Genomic DNA, 1,703 nt, shown 5'->3' with positions numbered 1-1,703 from the left:
GACCCCTTACCCGAGGTTTCCCGCCGCCGCCATACCGCCCCTCATCGAGGGAATCGGCCGGGAAAGGCATTTGCAAAATCCATGGAAAGGCGGGATCCCAGTGGCTTGGCAAATGCATCTTGGGGTCACACACGGGGGCCGCAAGGGGTGGGGCATTGGCCCCTTAACCTGGGCTTCCCGCCACCGCAGAGGAGGTCTGCCAATACGGTCATCGGAGGGAGACCGCCCTCACATGGGGCAGGGGGCATCTGATGCACGGCGCCAGAGGCGCAGAGAAAGGGGCTGAGGGGCAGGATGAGAGCCGCAGAGAGCAAGAAGGGGAGCCGCAGCTCCCCTTCCCGTTGGCGGATGCCGGGGTCAGACGGCTTTGTACTCAAGCTCGACTGAACCCAGCGCCTTCAGGGTGGACTGGGCGGAGTCCCGCTGGCTGATCTGGCCATCCTTGCTCTCCAGCAGCACGGCGCGGCGCACGGTGGCGAGATCCTCGCCACCCAGCACAGCGTGGGCGCAGGCCATCTGCATCGGCGGCAGGCTCGGGTTGAAGGCGGCGTTCTCGGCATAGCGGCCGCAGAAGATGCGCCCGTCCTCGAACTGCAGCGCCACCGCGGCATAGCCCTGGCTGTAGGGGGCATAGCTCTGGCGGGCGGCAGCGAGCGCAGCCTGCCACAGGGGGTCGTCGCTCTCGAGCACCAGCTCGTCGTGAGCCTGGGGGCTCATCAGGGCATCGGTGATCTCGAGATCGGCGGGGCCGAAGGAGTGGGGCAGGAAGGATTGCAGCTCGCTGAGATCGTCCGGCAGGGAGACCTTCAGGGTCTTGGCGGTGCTCAGCTCGTTCATGAACTGGCGGCAGTGGCCGCAGGGGGTGTAGTTCACGGTGATCTCGGAGATCCCGGTCTCGCCACCCAGCCAGGCGTTGGAGATGGCGGACTGCTCGGCATGGACCGAGTGGAACAGCCCCTGGCCCGCGAACTCCATGTTGGCGCCAAAGTACCAGGTGCCGCTCAGGCCGCAGGCGATGGCGCCGACGAAGAACCTGGAGATGGGGGCCACCGAGCAGGCGGCCGCCAGCGGCAGCAAGGCCAGACGCAGGGCCCTGTCATCCAGCCCGGTGGCGGCTTTCAGGGTCGCGACCTGGTCCGGGGTGAAACGGGCCTGGAAATCGTCCCCCAGCATGGGCAGCAGGGCGGCCTGGAGCGGGGCGGAAAGGGTCTCGAATGGCTTGGCAAAGCGGGGATGCATACTGTGTCCTCAAAGGCCAATTGGGGGGCCATTGTAGGGAGCAAGCGCGGCGAATTGTGTGAGCGCGCTCACGCCTTGATGGGCAAAGGGGCGGGGATGGTAAAGGAAACGTTTGTCTTTCGCAATCTGTGCGCCAGCTCCCGGCATCAGGGAGGCGAGGGTATCGGATGGAAACGGTGAAAGGGCACAGAGGCCATGGCCGCAGGGGCGGCCATGGCAACGGGGATCAGGTCAGCCAGTGGTAGAGGGCGAACAGCAGGGGGGCGATGGCTGCGGTCAGCACACCGCACACCACCATGGCCAGCGACGAGAAGGCGCCCTGGGTCACCCCCTGCTCGGCGGAGGCGGCGGTGCCGATGGCGTGGGCGCAGGCTCCCATGGCGAGCCCCTGGGCCTCGGGGTCGGTGACCCGCATCAGCTTGAGCAGGGGGTAGCCCGCCAGGGCCCCCAGGATCCCCACCACC

2 protein-coding genes are annotated in these 1,703 nt (G+C 67.2%); both read right to left on the bottom strand.

From position 1 onward, the window contains the following. Window positions 1–357 precede the first annotated feature (357 nt). Window positions 358–1,239 carry a cytidine deaminase gene (gene cdd, locus AACR77_RS12215; RefSeq protein ID WP_010674459.1) on the bottom strand — a complete coding sequence of 294 codons (882 nt, stop codon included), beginning with the start codon at window positions 1,237–1,239 and terminating at the stop codon, window positions 358–360. Between the two features lie 226 nt (window positions 1,240–1,465). After that, on the bottom strand, window positions 1,466–1,703 hold a 238-nt coding region (locus AACR77_RS12210; RefSeq protein ID WP_042881826.1), incomplete at its 5' end, for an LrgB family protein.

The sequence above is a fragment of the Aeromonas sp. ZOR0002 genome (assembly GCF_963866995.1).
GTDB lineage: Bacteria > Pseudomonadota > Gammaproteobacteria > Enterobacterales > Aeromonadaceae > Aeromonas > Aeromonas caviae.
Note: the sequence above shows the minus strand (reverse complement) of the source record. Positions and strands in the feature narration are given on the sequence as shown.